This window comes from Bacillus sp. 01N45 (assembly GCF_056399205.1).
This window is the reverse complement of sequence record NZ_JBFTQW010000009.1, coordinates 105,067-125,976: the sequence shown is the minus strand read 5'-3', so window position 1 is coordinate 125,976 and position 20,910 is coordinate 105,067. Positions and strand designations below refer to the sequence as shown.

General features: G+C 36.1%; 24 protein-coding genes and 1 other annotated feature. Of the genes, 4 read left to right on the top strand and 20 right to left on the bottom strand.

Features of this window, described 5'->3' with window-relative positions; translation table 11 throughout:
• Window positions 1–53: 53 nt before the first annotated feature.
• From AC1DMU_RS20755 to AC1DMU_RS20735, 5 genes are all read right to left on the bottom strand, one after another.
• The gene (locus tag AC1DMU_RS20755; protein ID WP_000236650.1) at window positions 54–632 is read right to left on the bottom strand and encodes a TerD family protein; all 579 of its coding nucleotides are present in this window, start codon (window positions 630–632) and stop codon (window positions 54–56) included.
• Between the two features lie 82 nt (window positions 633–714).
• Complete coding sequence (locus AC1DMU_RS20750) at window positions 715–1,299, bottom strand: TerD family protein (RefSeq protein WP_000146727.1); 585 nt, start codon at window positions 1,297–1,299, stop codon at window positions 715–717.
• Window positions 1,300–1,325: 26 nt separating this feature from the next.
• The gene (locus AC1DMU_RS20745) at window positions 1,326–1,919 is read right to left on the bottom strand and encodes a TerD family protein (protein ID WP_001121585.1); all 594 of its coding nucleotides are present in this window, start codon (window positions 1,917–1,919) and stop codon (window positions 1,326–1,328) included.
• A 137-nt stretch (window positions 1,920–2,056) separates the two neighbouring features.
• Complete coding sequence (locus AC1DMU_RS20740; RefSeq protein WP_088061624.1) at window positions 2,057–2,926, bottom strand: ROK family protein; 870 nt, start codon at window positions 2,924–2,926, stop codon at window positions 2,057–2,059.
• 68 nt (window positions 2,927–2,994) lie between these two features.
• On the bottom strand, window positions 2,995–3,210 hold the full coding sequence (locus AC1DMU_RS20735; RefSeq protein WP_088609559.1) for a hypothetical protein: 216 nt from the start codon (window positions 3,208–3,210) through the stop codon (window positions 2,995–2,997).
• Between AC1DMU_RS20735 and AC1DMU_RS20730 the strand changes: the two genes are divergently transcribed.
• Window positions 3,128–4,177, top strand: coding sequence for an LPXTG cell wall anchor domain-containing protein (locus tag AC1DMU_RS20730; RefSeq protein WP_476941559.1), 1,050 nt, complete (start codon window positions 3,128–3,130; stop codon window positions 4,175–4,177). The two genes, AC1DMU_RS20735 and AC1DMU_RS20730, sit on opposite strands and share 83 nt — an antisense overlap.
• 114 nt (window positions 4,178–4,291) lie before the next feature.
• Here AC1DMU_RS20730 and proS read toward each other — a convergent pair whose 3' ends face one another.
• On the bottom strand, window positions 4,292–5,722 hold the full coding sequence (gene proS, locus AC1DMU_RS20725; RefSeq protein ID WP_088061622.1) for a proline--tRNA ligase: 1,431 nt from the start codon (window positions 5,720–5,722) through the stop codon (window positions 4,292–4,294).
• 46 nt (window positions 5,723–5,768) lie between these two features.
• Window positions 5,769–5,975 (bottom strand) — a binding site (T-box leader).
• Between the two features lie 93 nt (window positions 5,976–6,068).
• Window positions 6,069–6,362 carry a YesK-like family protein gene (locus AC1DMU_RS20720; RefSeq protein WP_060486918.1) on the bottom strand — a complete coding sequence of 98 codons (294 nt, stop codon included), beginning with the start codon at window positions 6,360–6,362 and terminating at the stop codon, window positions 6,069–6,071.
• Window positions 6,363–6,516: 154 nt separating this feature from the next.
• On the opposite strand from AC1DMU_RS20720, the gene AC1DMU_RS20715 reads away from it, so the two are divergent.
• Together AC1DMU_RS20715 and AC1DMU_RS20710 are read left to right on the top strand one after the other, a co-directional pair.
• A complete protein-coding gene (locus AC1DMU_RS20715; protein ID WP_088061620.1) occupies window positions 6,517–7,830 on the top strand; it encodes an alkaline phosphatase family protein in 1,314 nt (437 codons plus the stop codon).
• A 107-nt stretch (window positions 7,831–7,937) separates the two neighbouring features.
• Entirely contained in the window at window positions 7,938–9,221 is a 1,284-nt protein-coding gene (locus tag AC1DMU_RS20710; RefSeq protein WP_000738835.1) for an MFS transporter, read from the top strand.
• 44 nt (window positions 9,222–9,265) lie between these two features.
• Here AC1DMU_RS20710 and AC1DMU_RS20705 read toward each other — a convergent pair whose 3' ends face one another.
• The 8 genes from AC1DMU_RS20705 to AC1DMU_RS20670 all read right to left on the bottom strand — a co-directional run bounded on the left by AC1DMU_RS20705 (window position 9,266) and on the right by AC1DMU_RS20670 (window position 13,125).
• A complete protein-coding gene (locus AC1DMU_RS20705; RefSeq protein ID WP_000514014.1) occupies window positions 9,266–9,658 on the bottom strand; it encodes a hypothetical protein in 393 nt (130 codons plus the stop codon).
• A gap of 12 nt (window positions 9,659–9,670) precedes the next feature.
• Entirely contained in the window at window positions 9,671–9,922 is a 252-nt protein-coding gene (locus AC1DMU_RS20700) for a helix-turn-helix transcriptional regulator (RefSeq protein WP_074651450.1), read from the bottom strand.
• A gap of 56 nt (window positions 9,923–9,978) precedes the next feature.
• Window positions 9,979–11,211: an MFS transporter gene (locus AC1DMU_RS20695; RefSeq protein ID WP_088061618.1), complete on the bottom strand. Its 1,233-nt coding sequence runs from the start codon at window positions 11,209–11,211 to the stop codon at window positions 9,979–9,981.
• Window positions 11,212–11,277: 66 nt separating this feature from the next.
• Window positions 11,278–11,859 carry a TetR/AcrR family transcriptional regulator gene (locus AC1DMU_RS20690; RefSeq protein WP_476941558.1) on the bottom strand — a complete coding sequence of 194 codons (582 nt, stop codon included), beginning with the start codon at window positions 11,857–11,859 and terminating at the stop codon, window positions 11,278–11,280.
• Between the two features lie 80 nt (window positions 11,860–11,939).
• Complete coding sequence (locus tag AC1DMU_RS20685) at window positions 11,940–12,083, bottom strand: hypothetical protein (RefSeq protein ID WP_000817984.1); 144 nt, start codon at window positions 12,081–12,083, stop codon at window positions 11,940–11,942.
• 80 nt (window positions 12,084–12,163) lie between these two features.
• The gene (locus AC1DMU_RS20680) at window positions 12,164–12,415 is read right to left on the bottom strand and encodes a hypothetical protein (RefSeq protein WP_088609248.1); all 252 of its coding nucleotides are present in this window, start codon (window positions 12,413–12,415) and stop codon (window positions 12,164–12,166) included.
• Window positions 12,416–12,428: 13 nt separating this feature from the next.
• The gene (locus AC1DMU_RS20675) at window positions 12,429–12,743 is read right to left on the bottom strand and encodes a thioredoxin family protein (protein WP_088061614.1); all 315 of its coding nucleotides are present in this window, start codon (window positions 12,741–12,743) and stop codon (window positions 12,429–12,431) included.
• A 10-nt stretch (window positions 12,744–12,753) separates the two neighbouring features.
• On the bottom strand, window positions 12,754–13,125 hold the full coding sequence (locus AC1DMU_RS20670) for a DnaJ family domain-containing protein (protein WP_048541924.1): 372 nt from the start codon (window positions 13,123–13,125) through the stop codon (window positions 12,754–12,756).
• A 522-nt stretch (window positions 13,126–13,647) separates the two neighbouring features.
• On the opposite strand from AC1DMU_RS20670, the gene AC1DMU_RS20665 reads away from it, so the two are divergent.
• Window positions 13,648–15,672, top strand: coding sequence for a glycosyl hydrolase family 18 protein (locus tag AC1DMU_RS20665; protein ID WP_088061612.1), 2,025 nt, complete (start codon window positions 13,648–13,650; stop codon window positions 15,670–15,672).
• A 446-nt stretch (window positions 15,673–16,118) separates the two neighbouring features.
• Here AC1DMU_RS20665 and AC1DMU_RS20660 read toward each other — a convergent pair whose 3' ends face one another.
• The 5 genes from AC1DMU_RS20660 to AC1DMU_RS20640 all read right to left on the bottom strand — a co-directional run bounded on the left by AC1DMU_RS20660 (window position 16,119) and on the right by AC1DMU_RS20640 (window position 20,865).
• Window positions 16,119–17,663: an ABC-F family ATP-binding cassette domain-containing protein gene (locus AC1DMU_RS20660; protein ID WP_060486909.1), complete on the bottom strand. Its 1,545-nt coding sequence runs from the start codon at window positions 17,661–17,663 to the stop codon at window positions 16,119–16,121.
• A 395-nt stretch (window positions 17,664–18,058) separates the two neighbouring features.
• Window positions 18,059–18,808, bottom strand: a complete 750-nt coding sequence (locus tag AC1DMU_RS20655) for an ABC transporter ATP-binding protein (RefSeq protein WP_060486908.1) — start codon at window positions 18,806–18,808, stop codon at window positions 18,059–18,061.
• Window positions 18,805–19,803 carry an ABC transporter substrate-binding protein gene (locus AC1DMU_RS20650; RefSeq protein ID WP_088061610.1) on the bottom strand — a complete coding sequence of 333 codons (999 nt, stop codon included), beginning with the start codon at window positions 19,801–19,803 and terminating at the stop codon, window positions 18,805–18,807. Before AC1DMU_RS20650 ends, AC1DMU_RS20655 begins: the two co-directional genes overlap by 4 nt.
• Entirely contained in the window at window positions 19,800–20,573 is a 774-nt protein-coding gene (locus tag AC1DMU_RS20645; RefSeq protein ID WP_001057159.1) for an ABC transporter permease, read from the bottom strand. Before AC1DMU_RS20645 ends, AC1DMU_RS20650 begins: the two co-directional genes overlap by 4 nt.
• Window positions 20,545–20,865 (bottom strand): MTH1187 family thiamine-binding protein, encoded by a 321-nt coding sequence (locus tag AC1DMU_RS20640; protein WP_000082897.1) that lies wholly within the window; start codon window positions 20,863–20,865, stop codon window positions 20,545–20,547. Before AC1DMU_RS20640 ends, AC1DMU_RS20645 begins: the two co-directional genes overlap by 29 nt.
• Window positions 20,866–20,910 lie beyond the last annotated feature (45 nt).

The following is a 20,910-nucleotide window of genomic DNA, read 5'->3' as shown; positions in this document are numbered from 1 at the left end:
TTTGCTAGATTTATAGAAAGGTCAAAAAAAGGAAACGAATATCGTTTCCCTTCTTATGCATCCAAGCCATACGCTCTTACAAGCGCACCTAAGCCACCTTGGAAACCGCTTCCTACTGCATTAAACTTCCACTGTCCATTATGACGGTATAATTCACAAAAGACAACTGCTGTTTCAATGGAGAAATCTTCCCCTAAATCAAAACGAAGAACTTCTTCACTAGTTTCTTCATTCGCTAAACGAACGAATGCGTTTCCAACTTGTCCAAAGTTTTGATTACGGCCTTCTCCATCATAAATTGTAACTGTAATAGCAATTTTGTGCACATCTGCCGGAACTTTCTTTAAGTCCACAACAAGTTGTTCATCATCGCCTTCACCTTCACCTGTCCGGTTATCCCCTGTATGCAGAACAGATCCACAAGGAGACTGTAAATTATTATAGAAAATAAAATCGGTTTCCTTCGTACATTTTCCGTTCGCATCTAATAGGAATGCTGATGCATCTAAATCGAAATCTGATCCACCGTCATAAGATTTAATATCCCATCCAAGACCAATTACTGCTTTTGTTAAGCCAGGGCTTGTCTTACCTAAATCAATCTTCTGTCCTTTTTGCAATTGAATAACCATTTATATTCACCTCTATATTTTATATCTTTAAAAATATATCCATCAGTAAACACCTGTTTCACCGATGGATATATAAAATCTATTACTCTACATCTAAACCGAAATTATTACATAGAGATGCTAATCCGCCCTGGAACCCACTTCCGATTGCATTGAACTTCCAGTCACCTGCATGACGGTATAATTCCCCTACTACAACAGCTGTTTCAATAGAGAAATCTTCTCCTAAATCGTAACGAATTAACTCTGCATTCTTTTCTTCATCTAAAATACGTACGAAAGAGTTAGAAACTTGTCCGAAGTTTTGGCTACGACCTTCTCCATCGTAAATTGTGATTGAGAAACAAATACGTTCGATATGTGCAGGTACATTTTTTAAATCTACTTTAATCGATTCGTCATCGCCTTCACCTTCACCAGTTCGGTTATCTCCTAAATGCTCGACAGCACCATTCGCACCTTTTGGATTATTATAGAAGACGAAATCCTCTGCACCTGAAACTTTACCGTTAGCACCTACTAAGAAAATACTAACATCTAAATCGAAATCGTTTTGTCCGTCATAACGATTCGTATCCCAACCAAGTCCTACAAGAACTTTTGAAAGACCTGGATTTGTTTTTGTTAAGTCTACCTTTTGTCCTTTTTTCAATGAAATTGATGCCATATTCAATTCCTCCTCGGTTTATTTTATTAATAACGTGATACAATCTCACTTAAGTTTTTATCTTGTGTGCCTTCTCCAACAGCTGAAAACTTCCATTCACTTCCGTGGCGATACATTTCACCTGCAATTAGAGTCGTTTTGCCAGCATAATTATCCGATAAATTATAGCGTGCTAATTCTTCACCAGTTTGCGGGTTTTGAATACGAATATATGCATTACGAATCATCCCGAAATCTTGACGACGATTTACACAGTCATAAATATTTACAACGAATACTAAACGATTAATACGGCTTGGAACTTTATGTAATTCTACGAAAATTGTTTCGTCGTCACCAGCGCCTTCACCTGTTAAATTATCTCCTGAATGAATAATACTACCACAAGTAGAAAGTTTGTTTCCGAAGTAAACTAAATCGTTTTTGTTTAAAAAGCGATCCCCTTCTAACATAACAACAGATGCATCACAATCTACATTTGGTTTACTTCCAAATAATGAAGACAGAAACCCACCTGATTGTCCAATTGGATCCCAGCCTAAGCCAACCTGTAGTTTTGCTACTTTTGGTTGTCCTTTCGTTAAATCGATCTTTTGACCTTTTTCTAAAATAATAGGCATGAAGTTTCTTCCTTTCTACAAAGCATTTTCCAAATCGGAAAATATTGTATTCTTCCCTTATATTGTAGCATTATTTACCTAGTGATAAAAAGGATAAATTCTCAGTTATATGAAAACATTCATATAACTTATTTATGCTAATGTAAGAAGTGGTAAATAGCACCAACCATTCCTGCGCAATTTCCGTTTTGTGCAAGTTCAATCTCACAATTATTATAAATCTCTTTATTTAAATATTTTTCTACCTCTCCTTTTACTTCTTTTAAGAACTGCTTTCCCCTATCAGTAACTCCTCCACCTATAACAATCATTTCTGGATTAAAAATATAAGCAAGGTTACTAATTCCAATCGCTAAATGTTTAAAGAAAACCTCAACTGCTTGCGTAACTTCTCTATCTCCTTTATCATACAGTTCGAAAATCGTTTTTCCATTCCAATCACTTTCACCTTTATATTTTCGCACAAGACAAATTAACCCTGAAATGGAAGCGACCTCTTCAAACGGCCTTCCTTCTATCAACATATTTCCCCATTCGCCAGCACTAAACGAATGCCCTCTATATAAATCTCCATCTATAAAAATTGCTCCTCCAATACCAGTTCCAAGAGTAAGCATAATAAAATTTCTTTTTCGGTTTCCAATACCTTTCCATTTCTCTCCCAAAGCTGCACAATTCACATCATTTTCAATGGACACAGGAACTTGTAATACCCTTTGCAATCTATCAATAATAGGAATAGTCGCGTAGTTCGGAATATGCTCCCCCCCTCCCGTTACAACCCCTTTATGAATATTAACAATTCCCGCAGTACTAATACCAATTCCCGAAATCGTATGCTCATTCATTAATTTTTTGGATAGAAGAATAAGTTTTTGAATGATTTGTTCCCCGCCCAAATGAATTTCTGTTGAAACTGTTTTATGCTTTAATACCGTCCCTGTTTCTGAAACAATCCCATATTTAATTTGCGTACCACCAATATCAAATGCAATATATTCTTTCATCTGCTGTCACTTCCTCTACTGTAATGAGTGTAAAATTCCCACCACTCTACTATTATAAAGAATTTACACTAACTCTTTTCTCTCTTCAGAAATACACCACCTTTTTCTATATATAGTTTTTTTTGCATAAAACTCTTTTTCCTATGAAATATTACAAAGGGATGTATTTTAGATGGAATATTAATTTTCAGGAGGAAATCAATGACAAAAATCTTCATTTTAGCATCAACTCTTTCTTTATCTTTTTTTAGTGGTTTAAATATCGGTAATGCAGCAACAGACAACTTCTCTCCAGTAACAAATGCGATTGTACAAAATAACGATCATTTAGCAGAAGGCAACTCAAAAGATAATAATAAACCACCAGGAAACAATGGTTCTCAGGACGATAGTGGTTCTGGCGGCAATGACTCGGGTGGCAATGGCTCGGGTGGCAATGGTTCTGGCGACAACGACTCTGGCGGCAACGACTCTGGCGGCAGCGGTTCTGGCGGCAATGGCTCGGGTGGCAATGGTTCTGGCGACAACGGTTCCGGTGGTAACGGTTCTGGTGGCAATGGTTCTGGCGGCAGCGGTTCTGGTGGTAGCGGTTCTGGTGGTAACGGTTCTGGTGGTAACGGTTCTGGTGGTAACGGTTCTGGTGGTAACGGTTCTGGTGGTAACGGTTCTGGTGGCAACGGCTCAGGCGGTAACGGTTCTGATGGCGGTGGTTCTAGTGGCAACAGTTCCGGTGGTAACGGTTCTGGCGGCAACGGCTCGGGTGGCAATGGCTCGGGTGGCAATGGCTCGGGTGGCAATGGCTCGGGTGGCAGTGGTTCTGGCAGCAGTGGCTCTCAAGGTGGTAATGGCTCTCAAGGCGGCAACCGCGTTAAAGACGATAGCGGTTCTCAGGGTGGCAACGGCTCTCAAGGTGGCAATAGCTCTCAAGGCGGTAACCGCGTTAAAGACGATAGCGGTTCTCAGGGTGGCAACGGCTCTCAAGGTGGCAATAGCTCTCAAGGCGGTAACCGCGTTAAAGACGATAGCGGTTCTCAGGGTGGCAATGGCTCTCAAGGCGGCAACCGCGTTAAAGACGATAGCGGTTCTCAGGGTGGCAACGGCTCTCAAGGTGGCAATGTAAAAGATAATGCGAAAGAACAAGGCGATAAGTTACCTAATACGGCAACACATTATCCTGCATCTATTTTAATGGGACTTTCAACATTCCTAATCGGTATGTTACTATTTATTCGCCGTAAAAACGCAAAATAAAAACACATCCTTCCATCTAAAACATACATGAAACAAATTGCAAAACTAAAAAGGACTTTGGATTGCATTTTATTATGCAGCCCAAAGTCCTTTTTATCATCTATCAAAAAAGCATTAATACGCTTTTCCCCAATACACCATTTGTTTAGCTTCTTTACCACAACAAATACATTCGTCAGCTAAATGCTCTTGCTCAAAAGGCATACAGCGAGAAGATACTCCAACTTCTTCTTTTAGTTTCTCTTCACAAGCTAATTCTCCGCACCACATTGCCTTAATAAATCCTTGCTTTTCATCAGCTACTTTTTTCATCTCTTCGAAATTCGTCACACTATATGTATTCTCATCGCGGAATACTTTTGCCTTATTAAATAAAGAATTATGAATTTCCTCAAGTAGTGCTGGAATACGCTCTTCTAATTGATCTATTGATATAAATTCTTTTTCTTTCGTATCTCTTCTTACAAGTACAACTTGATTCTTTTCAATATCTTTAGGACCAACTTCTAATCGAATTGGAATACCCTTCATTTCATACTCATTAAATTTCCAGCCTGGTGTTTTATTACTAGCATCTATTTTTACTCGTGCAACCTTTTGAATATGTTCTTGTAACTCTGTTGCTTTCGCTAAAACTCCTTCCTTATGCTGCGCAATTGGTACAATAACAACTTGCACTGGTGCAACTTTAGGAGGCATTACAAGACCATTATTATCGCTATGAACCATAATAAGTCCACCTATCATTCTTGTTGATACACCCCAAGATGTTTGGTGTACATATTGCCACTTACCGTTGCGATCTAAAAATTTAATATCAAATGCTTCAGAGAAATTCGTTCCAAAGTTATGGGATGTTCCTGTTTGAAGTGCTTTCCCATCATGCATTAAACTTTCGATCGTATAAGTTGCCTTTGCTCCTGCAAACTTTTCTTTTTCTGTTTTTTGCCCTTTAATTACTGGTATCGCTAAATAATCTTCACAGAAAGAAGCATATAGATTTAAAATATGTAACGTTTCAGCTTGCGATTCTTCTGCTGTTTCATGAATTGTATGGCCCTCTTGCCATAAGAATTCCGTTGTACGAAGGAATGGTCTCGTTGTTTTCTCCCAACGAACTACTGAACACCACTGATTATATAGCTTTGGCAAATCATTATAGGATTGCACAATTTTTGAAAAATGCTCGCAGAATAAAGTTTCAGATGTAGGGCGTACACAAAGTCTCTCCGCTAATTTTTCATCCCCGCCATGTGTCACCCATGCTACTTCAGGAGCAAATCCTTCTACATGATCCTTCTCTTTTTGCAATAAGCTCTCTGGGATAAACATTGGCATATATACATTTTCATGACCAGTTGCTTTTAACTTTTCATCCATAACTTTCTGCATATTTTCCCATAAGGCATAACCGTACGGACGTAGAATCATACATCCTTTTACACTTGAATAATCAACAAGTTCTGCTTTTTTTACAATATCTGTGTACCACTGTGCAAAATCCTCTTCCATCTTCGTAATCGCTTGTACTTGTTCTTTTGCCATAGTCAATCTTCCTCCTTTTGAAAATACAAAAAAGCCCGTGTCCCTAAATAGGGACCGAGCTTTGCCGGCGTTACCACCCTGATTCATGCACAAAAATTGTGCATGCTCTCTTTTTGATAACGGGAAATTCCCGCTGCATATGCAGAACGCAAAGGTAGGTTCCATATCGCCTTTTTAAGAATCTTTCAGCCTAGCGGATTCTCTCTCTGCTAAAAAGGTTGAACATGTACTAGTCCTTTTTCATCGTTATAACGAAATAAATTTGTTGATTATCATAATACAAATTCTTTTTTTAAACAATAGCTAATTTTCTCATTTTTATATATTCTTTTCATTTTCTGCAGTTTTATACGTAGCTTTTTCGCGAGATTTTTACCAGTTGATGTGCAATCATACCGATAAGTGTACCAAGTAGAACGAAGAAACCAATAAATCCATATCCCATTCCTTCCCATCCACCAATCACCATCATTGTAACGGGAAAGGATGCTAAGCAAAGAAGTATTAAACTAAGTGCAAATATAATATCGAACTGTTTGTTTGGAAACCGTTTCTTTAGTAAATACGAAATAGTAAATACAAGGATAATCGTAATTCCGCCAATGATGTAAAAGATACTAAATCCATCTAGCCAATCCATAGTATTCCCTCCTTCCATTCATTCCCTTATACTTAATTATATGTTTAATTTTTCTGAAAATAAATAATAAATTTTTACCTAGAAATATATTTTTATTACTAGGTATTAATAGTAATATATAAGAATAGGTTTTATATAATCAGGAGGGAACTTTATGGATAAAGCATTAACAAATCACGTCATTATTTTATCTTTCGATTGCTTATCAGCTTTAGATTTTCCTATATTACAAAAACTCCCTAATTTTCAAACATTAATAAACAAGGGCGCGATGGCGAGAAAAGTGGAACCTATTTATCCTTCTGTAACATATCCAAGTCACTCAACAATCGTTACTGGAAACTACCCTAATAAACATGGCGTAGTTAGCAATACGTTACTTCAACCTGGACGCGAGTCACCAGATTGGCATTGGTACCGAAAATCCATTAAAGGAACAACGTTATACGATGAAGCACATAAAGCAAATTTAACGACAGCTGCCCTTCTATGGCCTGTTACCGGCAGAGCAAATATTGATTACAATTTACCTGAAATTTTTCCAAATAGACCGTGGCAAAATCAAATCTTAGTTTCATTATTTAGCGGTAGCCCACTATATCAATTAGATTTGAATCAGCGTTTTGGTCATATAAGAAATGGCTTATCACAGCCTGAACTCGATGATTTCGTACTTGCATCTGCTGTGCATACAATCCAGACGAAGAGGCCTAATGTCATGTTTATACATTTCACCGATTTAGACACTCAAAGACACTATCACGGCTTTGAATCTAACGAAACAATAGCTGCTATCCAAAGACATGATGAACGGCTAGGAAAAATTATTCAAGCTTTAAAAGACAGTGACCTATACGAAGAAAGTACAATTATCGCTCTCGGTGATCATAGCGCTTTAAGTGAAAACAAAGCCATTCAATTAAATGTACTATTTCATCAAAATGGGCTTATATTTATAAATTCAAAAGGAAAATTAGTAGACTGGAAGGTCTATTGCCAAAGTTGCGACGGCTCTGCCTATGTATATGTGAAAGACAAAAATGATACGGATACAATTCGAAAAGTACAACTACTACTTGAAGAGTTACTTCAAAATAAACAAAACGGTATTGAATTTATGCTTCATGATGAAGCTGCAAAAGACTGCGGTGCAGATGGTAATTGTTTATTTATGTTGGAAGCACAAGAAGGATATTATTTCACTGAAAACTATACAGGCGATTTTATAAAAGAAATTACTGAAAAAGATGTTACGCCCAGTAAAAAATATACATTTGGTACGCATGGGTACTCTCCAACAAAACCTAACTATGAAACAATTTTTATCGCTGCTGGGAAAGGGATAAAAAGCGGCGTTACCATTCCGTACATGAGACTTATTGATGAAGGTCCAACTATCGCTAGACTACTCGGTTTACACTTAGGTGAAACAGACGGATCAATTGTAGAGGATTTACTTCAATTGTAAAGAACTGTGTATATATGTAAAAGTTATGTAAAAATCATAACTGTTTCTCTTTTTATAATTTTTATTTTTGTACACTGTTAGTAGAACAATTTAAGGGGGAACATTATATGAAAAAAATGTCCAGACAAGAAAAAAGCTGGATATTATACGATTGGGCGAACTCGGTATATTCGCTCGTCATTACAACTGCATTATTCCCAATTTACTTTAAAGCAGCTGCAAAAGAAGCCGGACTATCTGGTGCAACTTCAACGGCATATTGGGGATATGCAAACTCTTTCGCTACACTTTTAATTTCTATACTTGCCCCTATTCTCGGCACAGTTGCTGATTATAAAGGATTTAAAAAACGATTTTTCACATTCTTCTTTGGACTCGGTATCGTATTTACAAGTATGCTAGCAGTCGTCCCAACATCTCAGTGGTACTTATTACTAGGCTGCTATATGCTCGCATTAGTCGGTTTTGCGGGAGCAAACATTTTTTATGATGCATTTTTAGTAGATGTTACCTCTAAAGATAGAATGGACCGAATTTCTACAAGAGGCTTTGCATTAGGTTATATTGGAAGCACAATTCCTTTTATCGGTTGTATCGCTCTTATTATTCTTGCTCAAAAAGGAACTATCCCTTTATCAGTCGGCATTGCTAGTCAAATTTCGTTCGCAATAACAGCTCTTTGGTGGGGATTATTTACAATTCCAATGCTAAAAAATGTAGAGCAAACACATTATATTGAACGTCATCCAAGACCAATTGCAATGAGCTTCAAACGCCTTGCTGATACTTTTAAAAATATTAAAGAATATAAAACCGTATTTATGTTCCTAATCGCTTACTTCTTCTACATTGACGGGGTCGATACAATTATTACTATGTCTACCGCTTACGGAACAGATCTCGGTATTAGTGCAACGAATCTATTAATCATCTTATTTGTCACACAAATTGTAGCTTGTCCATTCGCCTTATTATACGGAAAGTTATCAGAAACATTTACAGGTAAAAAAATGCTATACGTCGGTATTATTATTTATATCATTATCTGCATATATGCTTATTTCTTAAAAACGACACTCGATTTCTGGATTTTAGCAATGTTAGTTGCCACTTCTCAAGGTGGTATTCAAGCACTTAGTCGGTCCTATTTTGCAAAACTAGTACCAAAAGAATCTGCAAATGAATTCTTCGGATTTTATAATATCTTTGGTAAATTCGCGGCAATTATGGGTCCAGTATTAGTCGGTGTTACAACGCAATTAACAGGAAAAACCAACGCTGGTGTCCTTAGTATTATTGTACTGTTCGTTATCGGTGGATTCTTACTAACTAGAGTTCCCGAAAATGATACGTCCGTTACACCACCTAGTCCAAAAACTAAAACGCTATAAGAAAAAGATCCTCTTCTCATGAGAAGAGGATCTTTTCTTTATTTTTAGCGATAACGTCTTACAATTAAAAATTCTACAGCCGGCTTTACAACTATCGCAGCGCATAACGCAAACAAAAGCGGTATGTTATGAAAATCAATCCATTTATTAAAACCTACCGATGCGAAAAACAAACCAAAAATTAATACAACAAGTACATAATACGTAACATTTGCACTTATTTTTAATACATGTTTTTCTACATCTTCTTTCTCCTCCGTTGTCCCTTCCACATTATGCGATGCCAAACTTTTAAACATATAATGTAATGCGATGCTACAAATAAATAGTGCATACCAGTTTACTTGAAGTTCAGTTAACCAATAATAGAGTGCAAACACTAACGTACTTATAGCTACTAATGCCGTAACTACAAGGCTTATTTTCTCTTTCCCCAACAACTACTCCCCCTACAACTTGTACAAAAATAGTTTATCAACAGTTGTTCCTAATACTTCAGCTAAACGGAATGCTAACGCTAAGCTTGGATCATATTTATTATTCTCAATTGCATTTATCGTCTGTCTAGAAACTTTACACTTATCAGCCAATGCACCTTGTGAAATATTGTTTTCAGTGCGTAATTCATAGATTTGATTTTTCACACCATTTCTCCTAACCTGTAAACTCGTTTTTACATCATCAGTATATAGTTGGGGCATGTCATTGTCAAAAGATTGCCACAAGAAAAGGGAGCAATCCTGCTCCCTTACAATGATTATTTCGAAGCTAACGAATTTGTTAGTTCCTCTTTATTAGCGACATCTTCTTTATTTATTTGCATGCGTAGAACTGGCCCTATCGCAAATAAAATAAGTGCCATTGCTATACAAAATACAGTAACTAGTGAGGTCATCTCCTTCAATCCTCCAGCTAGTGAAGTTCCGATTAACATTGCCCCCATAAACAGTGGTAAAATTGTTCCATTTACTCTTCCAATCATATTTTCTGGTACAAGTTGAATCATAAGCGTACCGACAACGATATTAACACAAGCTAAACAAATACCTGTTCCAAACCTCATGAAACTAGTAATCCAAAATGATGTAGATAGCCCTTCTACTAAAAATGACATTGCTAATATGCTCATACCGAATACAAACATCTTTTTCGGGTTCACTTTTGAAGCAAAAACTGCAGCAACAATACCACCGATTAACATACCTATCCCATCAGCTGCGGCTAAATATTGAACTGCTTCCTTTTCCATTCCAAGACGCTCTATTACAAGAAACACTTCTAATGGATTCGTTAATCCAACAGCTAAGCCCATAACGGTGAAAGTGATCGTAATCATACGTAAATTTTTCGTATGAAGAACGTATTTCCATCCTTCTTTTATATCATTTTTTAATGAATCTCTCGCCACTTGCTCTTGTTCCACCCATTTTGGTAAAAACGAAAGAGCAATAGCAGATAACAAAAATAAAATGATTAAGCTATATAGTGACGTAAATAAACCAAGTTGTGTATACACAAGTGATCCTATCACTGGTCCAAAAATCATAAATAATGACTGTAATGTTTGGTTAAATGCAATCGCATTTGCTACCTGCTCTTCTTTTACGTAGCGCTTAAATATACGCGAAGATGATGGCTGAGAAAATTGGCCTACAATCGCGGAAATGAGTGTTGCAAAAAATATGGCCTGCCAATAATCCAGCTTTAACAACAAGACAATTCCTACAATAGACAGTACACTTAATACATCTCCAGCAACCATCGTTCTTTTCGGATTCCAGCGATCAGCTAGCGCCCCACCGATAAACGAGAAAATAAAAATAGGTGCATATTCCATAACCGATAACAACGAAACTGAAACTGGATCATTATTCGTTCGCTCCATTATGAAATACAAAAGAGCCATATTTCTGATCCAAATTGCAAATTGTTGTAAAATATCAGATGCCATAACGAGCATAAATGCTCGGTTTTTAAATAAAGCGTTCATTTTCATTCCCCTTTCATAAACCGACCGTTCGGTCTAATTTGTTTTGTAAGAAAAGCAACTGATTTATTATTCAGCTGCCATTCCTTTTAACAATACATCTATTGCCTTTTTATAAATACGTTGCAGCTCTTTATAATCTAACTCGTAGTAAAGTACTCCAAGCCCTGATAATAATCCATTCACAATATACATAAGGTCGCGCGTACTATCTTCACGAAACTCTCCAGACTGTATACCTGCTTCAATTAGTTTCTCAAACATAACATATGATTCTCTAGTTAAAGCCAATAGTTCATCCAAAATCTCTTTACTTACAACTTGGCTCATAGAGAATTCCTCTATTGCATTTGAAATGGGTTGCTGTATGTCCTCGACATGATATTCCGCGAGACCATATAGTTTTTCAGTATTCGTACTATACAACTTCTCTTTTTCATTCCATTTTTCAAGCCAATCATACGTATGCTGTTTCACTACAAATAAAAATAATTCTTCTTTACTTTTAAAGTGATAATAAATGCTTCCTTTACTTCGCTTTGTAATTTCACAAATCTCTTCCATAGATGTAGTTGCATAACCCTTCTGTGAAAACAGACTTTCTGCTTTATATGCAATTTCTTTCTTTATCTCTTCTGCACTTCTTCTCATATTTACACCTCTTTAAACCGACCGTTCAGTCTAATAATAACAAATTAAAAACCTCTATTACAAGAGGCTATATTCCTTATTTAAGAAAACGTACTTTCAAACCACGTTCGAATCATATGTATTATTCCAATTTTAAATCCTAATTTAACAAGAAATACGCCTCCCGCAGCTAATAAAAATAACACTACTTTCCCCTTATTTTTCACTTTCGGTTCCCTTTTCATTTCTATTCCCCTTAGTACGTTAAAAATATTAATCAAACGTTTGTTTAAAAAGAAATACGCCTATATAAGGCGCATTTTCATCAATCACCGCCACCTCCGCCACCATCGCAGCTACCTCCGCTATCTCCACCGAAAGATCCTCCACAATCATGTGAACCTCCATGCGAGCTATCATTATCAGATCCAGCAAAGAAAAATAATGGTGATGAGTTGTTAGATGAATTATGAATGTTATTTTGTTTCGTAAGATTTACCTTCTTTTTGTTTGATCGAACTGCTGTTACAATTATTCCAACTACAACAAATAATAGTATGACAATAATAAATTCCATATAAAAGCCTCCCTTAATCTTCGAATAATTGAATGGTTCTCTCTAAATTTTCAAGTGAAATGAAGCGCGATTCACGAAGGATCTCTTTTCCATTATAAAATAATAAAACTGTTGGCCCTGTAAACACTGCATAACGCCCCGCAATCTCTTGCATGTCTTGTAGTAATATTTCCACTTTCTCTACGTAATCATAATTCTCTAATAGACCATTTACTTTTCTTAGCATAACATCACAAACACCACAATTTTCCGTTTTAATAAAGAGCAGTACTAATTGTTGTTCTTCAATATGTGTCGCTAATTCTTCTATCGTTTCAAATTTATTCATCTTATCCCTCTTAGCGTAATTTACGAAATACTTTATCCTGATACATACGAAAAGCTGAACTCTCTTTAATCTTTCTCTTTTCCATTACCTGCTGAAAACGCAGCGTTTTTGCCGTTAACTCTTCTTGTAATTTTTTTCTCTCTGCTTCATCATAACAGCACGCAATTAAGTCTTCTATTTTTAATATATCTTTTTGTAGTTCCATTTCTGGTGGAATCATACCCGCATTTTTTAAGATTTTATAACTCATTCTAAGTTCTGGAGGTACCATTGAAAGGTCTTCTAATTGTAGTGGTTTTCCTTTTCCCGGAATATGATCAAGGTCTCCATTCCGTATTGCTTGTCGAATTTTTTCTTCAGCAATGTTCAAAAAGACATCCACACCATTCGCTCCTTTACATATTTTTACTATTATTTTACATGATATTTTCTCATCTTGCTACGCTATTACAAATTGAATTCATACAATTTTTTCTCAAATTTAATTACAAGGAGCCTTTTCCTCCCTAATCAATATTTTATTTTCATGTGTAGTCTGTATTAGAGCCATTTCATATTGAGAAAATCTTTGCGAATCAAATAAAGCGTTTACACCAAATCTTACATTTGCTACGATTTAATCACCCCCAGCTCCCTTGTATAGACTTCGTGATGTCTTATCATTTTTATCCCGCTTTAATGGGCAGTAAGACCCCCACCTCAAAATTTAGCGAAAGCAAAGAAGTTAGGTGGGGGATCAACTGCCCATAAAAGTCCGATTGGTGAGGGCTGATAATCAGTGGGGGATGAAGCCCCCCACTGATTAAAGTTTCACTTTATCTAGACGTTTCATACGTCTAGATTCACTTTGGTTTATTGGCGCATGCCTTTAAATATATCTTTTATTTTGAAAGGAGAAATGACTATGAGCTCCAAAAAATTCACACTGCTATTACTATCCCTACTACTCTTCTTACCTCTTTTTCTTACAAACTTTATTACTCCAAATGTTGCATTAGCAGATTCACCAAAGCAAGGTCAAAAAATTGTTGGGTATTTTCCTTCATGGGGCATTTACGGACGTAATTATCAAGTTGCAGACATTGATGCATCAAAGCTAACTCATTTAAACTATGCTTTCGCTGATATTTGCTGGAATGGAAAACATGGAAACCCTTCTACTCACCCCGATAATCCAAATAAACAAACGTGGAACTGTAAAGAGTCTGGTGTACCACTGCAAAATAAAGAGGTTCCTAATGGCACTCTCGTACTCGGTGAACCATGGGCTGATGTCACAAAATCTTATCCGGGATCAGGTACAACTTGGGAAGATTGTGATAAATACGCCCGTTGTGGAAATTTCGGAGAACTGAAACGATTAAAAGCTAAGTATCCTCACTTAAAAACAATTATTTCAGTTGGTGGCTGGACTTGGTCTAACCGCTTTTCTGATATGGCAGCTGATGAAAAAACAAGAAAAGTATTCGCTGAATCTACAGTAGCTTTTCTTCGTGAATATGGATTTGACGGCGTTGATTTAGATTGGGAATATCCGGGCGTTGAAACGATTCCTGGTGGTAGTTATCGTCCTGAAGATAAGCAAAACTTCACCCTACTCCTTCAAGATGTTCGAAATGCATTAACGAAAGCTACTGCAGAAGATGGGAAACAATATTTACTAACAATCGCATCAGGTGCAAGCCAACGTTATGCGGATCATACAGAGCTAAAGCAGATCTCTCAAATACTTGATTGGATTAATATTATGACATATGATTTCCACGGTGGATGGGAAGCTACTTCTAACCATAATGCAGCACTATACAAAGATTCAAATGACCCAGCAGCGGATACAAAATTTTATGTAGATGGTGCGATAGACATTTATACAAATGAAGGGGTTCCAGCGGATAAACTCGTATTAGGTGTACCTTTTTACGGACGTGGATGGAAAAGTTGCGGAAAAGAAAATAATGGGCAATACCAACCTTGTAAACCAGGTAGTGACGGAAAGCTCGCTTCTAAAGGTACTTGGGATGATTATTCTACCGGTGACACAGGTGTGTACGATTATGGTGATTTAGCAGCTAATTATGTTAATAAAAATGGTTTTGTTCGCCACTGGAACGATGTAGCGAAAGTACCTTATTTATATAATGCGACTACAGGCACGTTTATTAGCTATGATGACAACGAATCTATGAAATATAAAACAGACTATATAAAGACAAAGGGTCTAAGTGGCGCAATGTTTTGGGAACTAAGCGGGGATTGCCGTACAAGTCCAAAATATAGTTGCAGTGGACCAAAATTGCTTGATACGTTAGTAAAAGGATTACTTGGTGGACCTATTACTCAAAAAGATACTGAGCCCCCAACAAACGTAAAAAATATTGCTGTTACAAATAAAAATTCAAACTCCGTTCAATTAAACTGGACTGCATCTACTGATAACGTAGGAGTTACGGAATATGAAATTACTGCCGGAGAAGAGAAATGGAGTACAACAACAAATAGCATTACAATCAAAAACTTAAAATCTAATACCGAATACACATTTTCAATAATTGCAAAAGATGCTGCCGGGAATAAATCACAGCCTACTTCTATCATTGTAAAAACAGATGATACTGATACAACACCCCCTGGTGGAAATGGTAATGCTACCTTTTCAGTCACTTCAAATTGGGGAAGTGGTTACAACTTCTCGATTGTAATTAAAAATAGTGGAACGACCCCTATTAAAAACTGGAAATTAGAATTTGATTATAACGGCAATTTAACACAAGTTTGGGATTCTAAAATTAGTAGTAAAATAAATAATCATTACGTAATTACGAATGCAGGATGGAATGGTGAAATTCCTCCTGGTGGATCCGTTACAATCGGAGGGGCAGGAACAGGCACTCCCGCCGAACTTGTAAATGCATCCATTAGCGAAAACTAAGCGTAACCTCCATTAATTATTTCACTAAAGTTTGAATTTAGGTTTGAGTGCTCTATCCTAAATTCAAACTTTTAATGTTATGAAAAATCACCAATTATAATTACAATAACCTATTATAATTATATTTGGTTTCTAATATGAAGTTCGTGTGAAGTTCATCTGAATTTTACATGAATTTCCTTTAAGTTCTATTGTCTTCCCATACTAATCACATTATCCTTTACATATAGGAATTATTTTCATTCCATTTCAAACTATCTATATATACAAAGAAAGATAGTCGTCTATTAGGGAAAGGCATCTAAATATAAACATAACATAAGAAAAAGCACGCTTATAAGCGCACCATAAGAGTGCTTCTTCATACAATTCTCATGTAAGAGTTCTCGAAAATCATGTTAATCACAAAGAAAAGGCATTAGCTTATACAAGCTAATGCCTTTTCTTTATTCATATCGTTCAGCATCCCATTCTTCTATATTCCATACTTTTGTTATCCATGCTTCATAGAAAGAAGGCTCATGTGAGACAAGTAAAACTGTTCCTTTATATTGTTGTAACGCTTCCTGCAAAGACTTCTTTGTTTCTATATCCAAATGATTAGTCGGTTCATCTAAAATTAAAACATTGCTTTTCGTTACGATAAGTTCACATAAACGTACTTTCGTTTGTTCCCCGCCGCTTAATAAACGAATAGGTTTTAATACATGTTCTTCTTTCAATCCACACTTTGCTAATGCTTGGCGTACTTCTTTCTTTGTCATATCTGGTCGTTCTGCCCAAACTTTTTCTAATGGTGTTGTTTCTGAAGCAAACTCTTCCTGCGCAAAATAAGCAGGATTTACTCGTTCTCCAATAGAAATTGAACCGCTTAGCGGCTTTATTTGACCTAATAACGTTTTTAACATTGTCGTTTTTCCAATCCCATTATGACCAACAATCGCTATCTTTTCTCCTTTTTTTACTTGCAAATTCAATTCTGGACATAACGGAGAACTATATCCTATCCTTAGTTTTTCAGCCTGTAATATGCGACTAACTGGCTCCTCATAAACATTGAAATCAAAACGGGATCGAGGTACATGATTAACCTTTTCAATCCTTTGCATTTTCTCCAATACTTTCTCTCGACTTTTGGCCTGTTTCGCTTTTCGAATTTTATTTTTTTGAATAAATGTTTCTAACTGAGCAATTTCTTTTTGCTGTTTCGCATGCGCCGATTGCAATTGTTTCCTTTGCAATTGATAACTTTGCACAAATTTTTCATAATTTCCTACGTACCGCTTCACTTTCCGTTCTTCTAGATGATAAATAACATTCGTAATACTGTTCAAAAATACTTCGTCATGTGAAATGATCACATAAGCTTTTTCATACAGTCTCAAATACGATTGCAACCATTCTATATGGGCTGTATCTAAATAATTTGTTGGCTCATCTAGCAATAAAACATCAGCTTTTTCTAAAAGGAGCTTCCCAAGTAATAACTTTGTTCGCTGTCCTCCACTTAACTTTGAAACATCCTTTTTCAACCCTATTTCAAATAAACCTAAACCGATTGCTACTTCTTCAATTTCTGTATGAATTTGATAGAAATTAGAGCTTTCCAATATAGTTTGTAATTCTCCATACTTTACTAACAGTTTTTCTACTTCTCCTGCTCCATTCATTTCTTCAGCAATTTTTAACATTTCGCATTCAATCCTATACAAATTAGAAAATGCACTTTGTAAGTATCCTTCAATTGTTATCCCCTCTTGTAAATCCATATGCTGCTGTAAAAAACCTATCTTCACATGTGGAAACCATTCAATGTTTCCGTCATCATGTATAAGTTCTCCTGTTAAAATCCTTAACAATGTTGATTTCCCAATTCCATTTTTCCCAACTAACCCAACATGCTCGCCCTTTAATAGTCGAAAACACGCATTATATAAAATGGTTTTCTCACCATATGAATGACTTAAATTTTCTACTGTTAATATACTCATTTTTTTCTCTCCTCTACTTATGATTCATAAGCTAAATAGAGAGCAACAGTAAAAAGCCTTATTTAATTGTGCATATAAAAAATGGGTAAGGTGAATACACCTTACCCATTACATATTATCGTAAAAAAGGATTAAGGTTCTTTACCTGCTGTCTTCAATTTAGCTTAATCGTTAAAAATGGGCAGACTTCTCCCGTATCAAGCTAAAACCATTTGAAGAACAGTTGATAAAGTCATTTTATCCTTTCACTCCTTTAACATTTGTTATATTAAGAGTATAAACTACTCTGTTATATTCTATTCTCTATTTTTTCTTTTGTTCCTTCTCATTCTTTTCATGTTCTATAAAAAAAAGCTCTTACCAGCAATTATATTTAAATCTGGTAAGAGCTTTTTCTATTTTTTCATATAAGGAGCTAATACTCTCAGAATTTCTTCCTTATCCTTCTTTAACTCAAGTGATGTTAACATATCCATCGTTCTTGGTCTAGGTAATTTCACTTGTACCTCTCCAACTATTGATGCTGGTCTTTGAGATAAAATAAATACGCGATCCGAAAGTAAGATTGCCTCATCTAAGTCATGTGTAACCATAACGATTGTTTGCTTCTCTTGGTGCCAAGAGTTTAAAAGCCAGCTATGTACTTCCATTTTTGTAAAGGCATCTAATTTTCCAAAAGGCTCATCAAGTAGCATAATTGGCTTTTCACATAAATATGTGCGCAAAAAACTAATTCTTTGACGCATACCACCAGACAATTCATCTGGATAATGGTCTGCATATTCATCTAGTTCAAATTGCTTTAATGCTTCCATTCCCTCTGTCAGCCTTTGTTTTTTCGGTTTCCCTTCGATTTCCAATGGAAGAACTATATTTTGCAAAGCTGATCGCCAAGGTAGTAATAAATCCTGCTGCGGCATATAACTTACAACATCTTGCTCTTGTACGTGCGTATCCTTATACGTTACATTTCCACTTGTTGGTTTTTCAACATTTGCAATCATATTTAATAATGTGCTTTTCCCGCAACCACTCGGTCCTACAAAGGAAACGAACTCTCCCTCTCGTATAGAAGCACTAATATTTGCTAATACATTCTTTCCATCAAAAGCTTTTACAATCTCTTTTATTTGTAATCCACTCATTTTTCACTTGGAAGGAACTCATTTGTAAAGGCATCTTTCACATCAATTTTCTTCTTAATAACTTTGTTATCATATAAGAAATTCATGTAATTCGTCCAAACTTCTTCCTTCTGTACTCCCCACGTTTTTGCATCATCTTGATATTTCGTACTTAACCATTTTTGACTTTCTTGTACTAATTCTTTATTCACATCTGGAACTGCTTTAATTAAAATATCAGCAGCTTCTTTCGGTTCTTTAATTGCAAAATTATAACCTTCTGTCGTTGCACTCATAAACTTTTTCACAAAGTCTTTATCTTGCTTCGTATGTTTTTCACTCGTAATAATAACAGGACTATAGAAATCAAGCGCTGGGTCTAAGTCTTTCACCATAATCGTATTTAACTCTTTTCCTTGGCGCTTCGCTTCAATTCCATCCCATCCGTAATATATCCATTCAAAGTCTGCATCACGACCGATTGATTTAAAGAAATCTGTTTGTCCTAAGATGATTTTTTCAACTTTATTAAAATCAGCTTGATGCTTCTCCATGATTGTCTTCAACGTCGCTTCTTCTGCTGGTCCTCCCCAGCCGCCGTAACGTTTACCTTCAAAATCTTTTGGTGACGTCATATTATCTTTTTTAAGTGATGCAAAAGCTGAAGTATTATGTTGGATGATTGCTCCTACAGATACAACAGGAATACCTTCCACACGAGCCAACGTTACATTTTCTTGTGCGCTTATTGCGAAGTCAGCTTTTCCGGAAGCTATCATTTGCTCCGCTGTCACATTATCACCTGGCTGAATAATCTCTACATCTAATCCTTGCTTTTTATAATAATCTTTCGTTTGCGCTACATATAGGCCAGTATGATTCGTATTCGGAAACCAATCTAATACTACTTTTACTTTTTGATCTTTACTTGCACTTTCTTCTTTCTTCGCCGGATTACATCCAGCTACACCTACTGCTAATAAGGCAGCCAACATAACTTTTAAACCTTTTTTCATTTTCTGCCGTCCTTTCTATATATCCATGGTGCTGTTATTCTTGCCATAAACTCCACGATAAAATACAGACATAATGTCACCATAACAATAATTGCCGCCACACCAAATACTCGGGCTGTTAGAAAGGATTTTGTAGCTCTTGTAAGCATAACTCCTAACCCTTCGCTTGCACCGAGCCATTCCCCAATAATTGCTCCCATTACGCTATATGTAACTGCAATTTTTAAACCTGAGAAAAAGTATGGCAGCACTGCTGGAAACTTTACTTTCTGGTAAACTTGCCATTTCGTTGCCTTCATCGTTTGCAACAACTTCAACATATTTTTATCTACCGTTTGAAAACCTTCTAAAATGCTGAGCGCAATCGGGAAGAAACAAACGAGTATTACTACCATTACTTTCGGTAGCATTCCATATCCAAACCAAATAATAAATAACGGTGCAAGTACAACGATTGGAATCGTTTGCGAAATAACAAGCAACGGATTTATTAAAATACGAAATAAAGGGATAACATCCATAATAATTGCAATACTTGTCCCAATTAAAATCGCAAAAAACAGTCCGATTAGAACCTCTTGTAACGTTTGCATCGTATTCGGTAATAGTAAATCTTTCATTCCAATTAATTCTTGAACAATGGCAGAAGGCTTCGGTAAAATCCACGGTTCAATTTTAAATAATGAAACAGATCCTTCCCATATCGCTATGAGAAGGATAAGCCAAATTGTTGTAATTATTTTAGATTGCTTCTGGTTTTGCATATTCATCACGGTACTTCCAAACCTTTTCATCTATCGTTACACCAGTGCTTGGACGATAATGGATTTTAATAGAAGTAATCACTTCTTCTGCTCCAGCATCCACACAAGCTTGTTGCGCACGTTTAATGATATCAAGAAGTACATCTAATTCTCCTTCCAGCGTTGTTTCCATTGCCCCTACTTCATAACGAACTCCCGATTGTTGTACAACTTCAATTGCTTTATCAACAACAGAATACACATCTTTGTTCTTCGCTTGTGGTACTACTGAAAATGAAATTGTAACTTGTTGTGACATAGTAAAATCCCCCTTATAAAATGAAATATTAAAACAAGAAAAGGC